Source organism: Microbacterium sp. zg.Y909, from assembly GCF_024626565.1.
On record NZ_JANJFJ010000230.1, the window covers coordinates 1 to 7,014 of the forward strand.

Here is a 7,014-nt window from a genome sequence, read left to right on the forward strand (position 1 = left end):
GCGCGGCATCCGTCGTCAGTCGATCTCGATGGTGTTCCAGCACTTCGCGCTGCTGCCGCACCGCACGGTGCTCGACAACGCCGCGTATGCGCTCGAGATCCAGGGCGTCGGCAAGGCCGAACGCCGCCGCCGCGCGATGGAGATCCTCGAGAAGGTTGGCCTGGGCGACCGCGCCGAGGCCATGCCCGATGAGCTCTCCGGCGGCATGCGTCAGCGGGTGGGGCTCGCCCGCGCGCTGACGGCCGGCACCGACATCCTGCTCATGGACGAGGCGTTCTCCGCGCTCGATCCGCTGATCCGCCGCGAGATGCAGGAGCAGCTCGTCGAGCTGCAGCGCGAGCTCGGCCGCACCATCGTCTTCATCACCCATGACCTCAACGAGGCCATGTTCCTCGGCGACCGCATCGCCGTCATGCGTGACGGTCGCATCGTGCAGAACGGCACGCCCGAAGAGATCCTCACGGACCCGGCGAACGATTATGTCGCCCAGTTCGTGCAGGACGTCGACCGGGCCAGGGTGCTCACGGCATCCGCCGTCATGGAGCCCGCCCACGCCACGACTCCCGTCAGCGCCGGCCTGCGCGGCGCGCTCCGGTCCCTGCGCGAGCTGCAGGCCGGCTCGGTGTTCGTCACCGAGAACCGCAGGCTGCTGGGCCTGGTCAGCGACCGTCAGGTGATCCGGGCGATCAAGACGGGCGAGACCGACCTGCGCGCCGTCATCGACGCGTCCGTCCCGACGGTGTCGCCCGACGACCCGCTGACCGACGTCGTGGAGCGCGCCGTCGAGACGACGGTGCCGGTGCCGGTGGTGGATGCCGCCGGTCGCCTGGTCGGCCTCATCCCGCGGGTGACGCTGCTCGCCGCGCTCGGCAACGTGCCGGCGACGACCCAGGCCCTGCCGATCATCGAGCCCGCGCCCTCGGTGCCGCCGGCCGACCTGGCCGCCTCGCTGGAGGAACTCGGGCAGGCGGAGGCCGACGCCGCCGAACTCGCGGCCTCGTCGAAGGGGGGAGCGGCGTGAACGACGTGCGTCTTCCGATCGGCGACATCGCCGAAACCTTCGCCCGCTGGCTGATCGACACCTTCGGGTGGCTCTTCGACGGACTGCGCTCGCTGTTCCTGGCCGTCTACGACGCGCTCGAGTGGGTGCTGCAGGCGCCGCCGTTCTGGGCGGTCATCGTCGTGCTCGCGGCGCTGGCGCTGTGGGCCAAGGGTGTGTGGCTGGCCGTCGGCACCGTGGTGGGACTCCTCGTCATCGTGGGTGTCGGCCAATGGGAGAACGCGATGCAGTCGCTCGCCCTGGTCATCGTCGCCTCGGTGATCGCGCTCGCGATCGGCATTCCGCTGGGCATCTGGGCCGCCCGCAGCGACACCGTCTCGAAGATCGTCCGCCCGGTGCTGGACTTCCTGCAGACCATGCCGGCCTTCGTGTACCTCATCCCCGCGCTCATGCTGTTCCGCGTCGGCGTCGTTCCCGGCATCGTCGCGACCATCCTGTTCGCCCTCGCCCCCGGCGTGCGGCTGACCGAGCTCGGCATCCGCGGCGTCGACCGCGAGGTGGTCGAGGCCGGGCACGCCTTCGGCGCATCGCCCGGCCGCATCCTGCGCCAGATCCAGCTGCCGCTGGCGCTTCCGAGCATCATGGCCGGCGTCAACCAGGTGATCATGCTGAGCCTGTCGATGGTGGTCATCGCCGGCATGGTCGGCGCGCGTGGCCTCGGTGGCGACGTCGTGCAGAGCCTGCAGAAGATCGACATCGCGCTCGGCGTCGAAGCCGGACTCTCGGTCGTCATCATCGCGATGATCCTCGACCGCGTGACCTCCGCGCTCGCCGCCCGAGGGTCACGTCGCGGTGGCCGGGCCGCTTCGCGCGGCCGCGGCGCTTCTCGCGCGGCGCGCGCCGCGTCGCGGGGTGCCGACGCGGACGAGCCACGGCCGGTCGCGGCATCCGCCTGACGCCTTCGGGCCCCACATCTTGCGAGCTCATCACTCGCGGGGGGCGCGGAGATTCCGCGCCCGACCACAACGACCGCTTCGCGCACAGCACGCGAAGGGAGAGGAAGTCACGATGACCAAGAGAAACACGTTCCTGGGGGCGCTCGCGCTCACGTCCGCCGCGGCGCTGACGCTCACCGGCTGCACCGGATCCGACGAGGGTGCCGGCGCCGAGGGGGATGCCGCGGCAGACCGCCCCATCACCATCGCCGTGTTCAACGGCTGGGACGAGGGCATCGCCGCGTCCGAGCTGTGGAAGGCCGTGCTCGAGGAGCAGGGCTATGAAGTCGAGCTCGAGTACGCCGACCCGGCCGCCGTCTACAACGGCATCTCCAGCGGCGACTACGACGTGACGCTGGACACCTGGCTGCCGCTGACCCACGCCGACTACATCGAGGAGTACGGCGATGACATGGTCGACCTCGGCGCCTGGAACGAGGACGCCAAGCTCACCTTCGCGGTGAACGAGGACGCGCCGATCGACTCGATCGAGGAGCTCGCCGACAACGCGGACCTCTTCGGCAGCACGATCTACGGCATCGAGTCGGGCTCGGGTCTCGCGACCGTCACCGACTCGGCCGTCATCCCCGGCTACGGCCTGGAGGGCTTCGACCACGTGACGTCGTCGACCCCGGCGATGCTCACCGAGCTCGACACGGCGACCCGTGCCGGCGAGAACATCCTCGTGACGCTGTGGCGTCCGCACTGGGCGTACGACGCGTTCCCGATCAAGGACCTCGAGGACCCGAAGGGGCTGCTCGGCGACGCCGAGGGCATCCACTCGTACGCCTCGACGACGTTCGAGGAGGACTTCCCCGAGGTCTTCGAGTGGCTGAGCGCCTTCGAGATGGACAGCGAGACGCTGTACTCGCTCGAGAACGCGATGTTCAACGAGAACGACAGCGACGACTACGAGGCCGTCGTGGCCGAGTGGATCGCCGCGCACCAGGAGTGGGTCGCCTCGCTGACCTCCTGAGTCCCCGTTCGCGAGTGAGTATTCGCGCTCGCGAGTGAGTATCACTCACTCGGCGACGCGAATACTCACTCGGGCGTTCCGGAGGTGATCTCCAGCGACACCTTCGTCTCGAGGACGTCGATCGCCTCGTCCGACAGCGCGATCAGGCCGTTGAGCTCCTCGCGCACCCGCTTGTACGCCAGCTGCCGCTCCGAGGGCGTCGCCGCCTGGTCCACCGCGACCGAGAGCAGCTGCTGCGCCGTCGCCAGGCGCTTGCGCTCCACCTCGCTGAACGACGAATCCCGCATGCGCCGCGCTTCGCGCTCGGCCAGGTCGAACGCGACCTCGAACTCCGTGACCGCCTTGCGGTACTCGTCCACCTGCTCCTGCGACACCTTCGCGTTCGCCGACTCCGGCCGCAGGTGATCCGCGTTCTTCTTCGCCCGCAGGAAGGCAGCCGTCAAGGGCTGTCGTCCGTCACTCATGGCGGGGAAGGCGATCAGCTTCGCCACATCGAGCTCGTAGTCGAGCCAGCGCTGCGTCACACCGTCGTGCAGCGCGAACAGCTGCTCGAGCTGGCTCGGCTGCGGCGATGGGCGGGTGATCGCCGTGGGAATGGATGCCGTGGCGACCGGCCGTCCCCGGGCTGCCGCCTGCGCGGCCTTCAACTCGCTCTTGGCGCGGATGATCTCCAGGCGCCGCTTGTGCCGGCGCTTGCTCGCCCGCTGCCACGCCTGCCCGGCGCCGCCGAACACCCCGGCCAGCGGGAAAGCCAACCACCAGTAGCTCCCGAGAAAGCCGAACAGCTCGTCCACTCTGTCATGCTAGCCCCCGCCGCCCACGGCGACGGCGAGCCTACGACTCCGTCGGCGGCTTGGGTGTGCGGGAAGGCACCGGCCAGGTGCCCCGCGGCGTGCTCCCCGGCCGCGATGGAAACGCCGGAACCCCTGGCGCCCCCGGAACCCCCGGCAGCGCGGCGCGCGCCGCGCGCTGAGCGTCGCGCTCCGCCGCGGCGAATGTGGTCTCGGCCGCATGCACCGCATCGCGGTACGCCACGAAGCGCTCCGGAGTCACCTTCTCGCGCCCGGATGCCGGGCGCAGCCACTGCGCCTCGCGCTGCGCCTTGAGGAACGCCAGGGTCAGCGGATGCCGGGAGTCGAGCATCTGCGGGAACGCGAGCGCCTTCGCGGCATCCGTCTCGTACTCCAGCCACCGGGCCGATACGGCATCGAGTCGAGCGGTCAGCTGCTCGATCGGCAGCGGGGCGTCGCGGCCCGCGGTCGCGTACCGAGCGCGCATCGCCTTCACCCGGCTGCGGCTGGCCCGCAACTGCAGCGCGGCCCGCTTCTCCTCGTACTTCGCCTCCTGCAGCATCCGCTTCGCCTCGGACATCGGGGCGGGAAGCCACAGCGCGCCGCGCTGCGCCTTCTCGCTGAGCACGTCGGCCTGCGCCGCGCGCAGCCCTGGAGTGCGCGGTAGGCGGCGAGCTCCTCGTGCCGGGCGGCGTCGAGCTCCAGCCGGCGGGCGCGGCGCCGGTTCGTCGTCAGGGCGCCGTAGCCGAGGGCACCCGCGCCGGCGGCTGCCGGAGCGACCCACCACCACGACTCGAGAACCAGGAGGACGGTGTCCACCCTGCCATCGTACGCGCCGACCCGGCGCGAGGACCGGGCCGGGCGGCCGCTGGGCTGCGTCCGGGCTCAGCCGAACAGCAGTGCGATGACGGTCGACCCGCCGCCGACGAGGATCAGCGACGCGATCACGACCCACGCCACGATCTTCATGCGCCGCTGACGCCCCTGGCCGTAGGAGCCGTATTCGTCGTCGCTGCTCATGTCATCTCCTCGTCAGACGGGCTCGGCCACCGTCGCGCCGAACGCGGCGGGCAGGGTGGCCTGCGACCGCTCGCGCAGCTCGGTGGCGGACACGGTGAACACGTCCTGGATCTCGAGCGCCGGCGCATCGCCGTCGCCGGGCACATCGGTGACACCGATGCGCATCACCGGGTAGCCCCGTCCGTCGCACAGGCCGCGGAACTTCACGTCGTCCTCGCGCGGGACGGTCACCACGACCCGTCCGGTGGACTCCGAGAACAGCGCTGTCGCGGCATCCACGCCGTCGCGCTCCATGATCTCTCGCAGCCAGACCCGCGCACCGACGCCGAAGCGCATGACGCCCTCGGCGAGCGTCTGGGCAAGGCCCCCGCCGGAGACATCGTGGGAGCTGGAGACGAGCGACTGCAGGGATGCCGCGTGCAGCAGGTCCGCCAGACGCTTCTCGGCCGCGAGGTCGACCTTCGGAGGACGCCCGCCGAGGTGGCCGTGGATGGTGCCCGCCCACTGCGAGCCGCTCAGCTCGGTGGCGGTGACGCCGAGCAGGTAGATGTTCTCCCCGGCATCCTGCCAGCCGCTGGGGATGCGTCGCGCCACGTCGTCGATGATGCCGAGGACGCCCACGACCGGAGTCGGGAAGATCGGGGCGTCGCCGGTCTGGTTGTAGAACGACACGTTGCCGCCGGTGACGGGAACACCGAGCTCGAGGCAGGCGTCGGAGAGCCCGTCGACGGTCTGCGAAAACTGCCACATGACCTCGGGGTTCTCGGGGCTGCCGAAGTTGAGGCAGTCGGTGACCGCGGTCGGCACGGCACCGGTGACGGCGACGTTGCGGTACGCCTCGGCCAGGGCCAGCTTCGCGCCCTCGTAGGGGTCGAGCTGGCAGAACCGGCTGTTGCAGTCGGTGGCGATGGCGAACCCCAGGCCCGACTCCTCGTCGACGCGGATCATGCCGGCGTCGTCGGGGAAGCTCAGCGCGGTGTTGCCCAGCACGTAGTAGTCGTACTGGTTGGTCACCCATGAGGTGTCGGCGAGGTTGGGGCTCGCGACGAGCGTGAGGAACTGCTCGCGCAGCGTCTCGGGGTCGTCGGTGCGCGGCAGCGCCGAGGCGGAGTCGTCGCGCAGGGCGTCGATCCAGGTCGGGTAGGCGACGGGGCGCTCGTACACCGGGCCGTCGACGGCGACGGTGGAGGGATCGACGTTGACGATCTCCTCGCCGTGCCAGAAGATCTGCAGCCGGCCGTCGCCGGTGACCTCGCCCAGCACGCTCGTCTCGACGTCCCACTTGCCGGTGACGGCGAGGAACGCGTCGAGCTTCTCGGGAGCGACGATCGCCATCATGCGCTCCTGGCTCTCGCTCATGAGGATCTCCTCGGGTGTGAGCGAGGGGTCGCGCAGCAGCACGTTCTCGAGGTCGACCCGCATGCCGGATCCGCCGTTGGCGGCCAGCTCGCTCGTCGCGCACGAGATGCCGGCTGCGCCGAGGTCCTGGATCGCCTCGACGAGCTCGCCGCGGTACAGCTCGAGGCAGCACTCGATGAGCACCTTCTCGGCGAACGGGTCGCCGACCTGCACCGCGGGGCGCTTGGTGGGTCCGCCGTCGGCGAAGGTGTCGGATGCCAGGATCGACGCGCCGCCGATGCCGTCGCCGCCGGTGCGGGCGCCGAAGAGCACGACCTTGTTGCCCGGGCCGGAGGCATTGGCGAGCTTGAGGTCCTCGTGACGCAGCACGCCCACGGCGAGGGCGTTGACGAGGGGGTTGCCCTGGTAGACGGCGTCGAAGACCGTCTCGCCGCCGATGTTGGGAAGGCCCAGGCAGTTGCCGTAGAACGAGATGCCGCTGACCACGCCGTGCACGACGCGCGCGGTGTCGGGGTTGTCGATGGCGCCGAAGCGCAGCTGGTCCATGACGGCGACGGGGCGCGCGCCCATCGAGATGATGTCGCGGACGATGCCGCCGACGCCCGTGGCCGCACCCTGGAAGGGCTCGATGTAGCTGGGGTGGTTGTGCGACTCGACCTTGAAGGTGACCGCCCAGCCCTCGCCGACGTCGACGACGCCGGCGTTCTGGCCCATGCCCACCATGAGGCGGGTCTTCATCTCCTCGGAGACCTTCTCGCCGAAGCGGCGCAGGTAGATCTTGCTCGACTTGTAGGAGCAGTGCTCGCTCCACATGACGGAGTACATCGCCAGCTCGCCCGACGTGGGGCGGCGGCCGAGGATCTCGCGGATCTT

7 protein-coding genes are annotated in these 7,014 nt (G+C 70.5%); 3 read left to right on the top strand and 4 right to left on the bottom strand.

Annotated elements, in window-relative coordinates:
- The 3 genes from NQ160_RS15425 to NQ160_RS15435 all read left to right on the top strand — a co-directional run.
- Positions 1-1,021, top strand: a 1,021-nt coding sequence (locus tag NQ160_RS15425; protein WP_257516067.1) for a quaternary amine ABC transporter ATP-binding protein, incomplete at its 5' end; no start/stop codon positions are given.
- A complete protein-coding gene (locus NQ160_RS15430; protein ID WP_257516068.1) occupies positions 1,018-1,956 on the top strand; it encodes an ABC transporter permease in 939 nt (312 codons plus the stop codon). The genes NQ160_RS15425 and NQ160_RS15430, both read left to right, overlap by 4 nt.
- Positions 1,957-2,068: 112 nt before the next feature.
- On the top strand, positions 2,069-2,971 hold the full coding sequence (locus NQ160_RS15435) for a glycine betaine ABC transporter substrate-binding protein (protein ID WP_257516069.1): 903 nt from the start codon (positions 2,069-2,071) through the stop codon (positions 2,969-2,971).
- Positions 2,972-3,036: 65 nt separating this feature from the next.
- Here NQ160_RS15435 and NQ160_RS15440 read toward each other — a convergent pair whose 3' ends face one another.
- The 4 genes from NQ160_RS15440 to purL form a co-directional block, all read right to left on the bottom strand.
- Positions 3,037-3,765: a hypothetical protein gene (locus tag NQ160_RS15440; RefSeq protein WP_257516070.1), complete on the bottom strand. Its 729-nt coding sequence runs from the start codon at positions 3,763-3,765 to the stop codon at positions 3,037-3,039.
- Positions 3,766-3,805: 40 nt separating this feature from the next.
- Positions 3,806-4,390: a hypothetical protein gene (locus tag NQ160_RS15445; RefSeq protein ID WP_257516071.1), complete on the bottom strand. Its 585-nt coding sequence runs from the start codon at positions 4,388-4,390 to the stop codon at positions 3,806-3,808.
- A gap of 257 nt (positions 4,391-4,647) precedes the next feature.
- Entirely contained in the window at positions 4,648-4,782 is a 135-nt protein-coding gene (locus NQ160_RS15450; protein WP_257516072.1) for a hypothetical protein, read from the bottom strand.
- A 12-nt stretch (positions 4,783-4,794) separates the two neighbouring features.
- A partial coding sequence (gene purL, locus NQ160_RS15455; RefSeq protein WP_257516073.1) for a phosphoribosylformylglycinamidine synthase subunit PurL occupies positions 4,795-7,014 on the bottom strand: 2,220 nt, incomplete at its 5' end.

Coding starts and splice junctions, on each gene's coding strand:
- NQ160_RS15450 (WP_257516072.1), bottom strand. CDS start 4,782: ATGAGCAGCGACGACGAATACGGCTCCTACGGCCAGGGGCGTCAGCGG.
- NQ160_RS15435 (WP_257516069.1), top strand. CDS start 2,069: ATGACCAAGAGAAACACGTTCCTGGGGGCGCTCGCGCTCACGTCCGCC.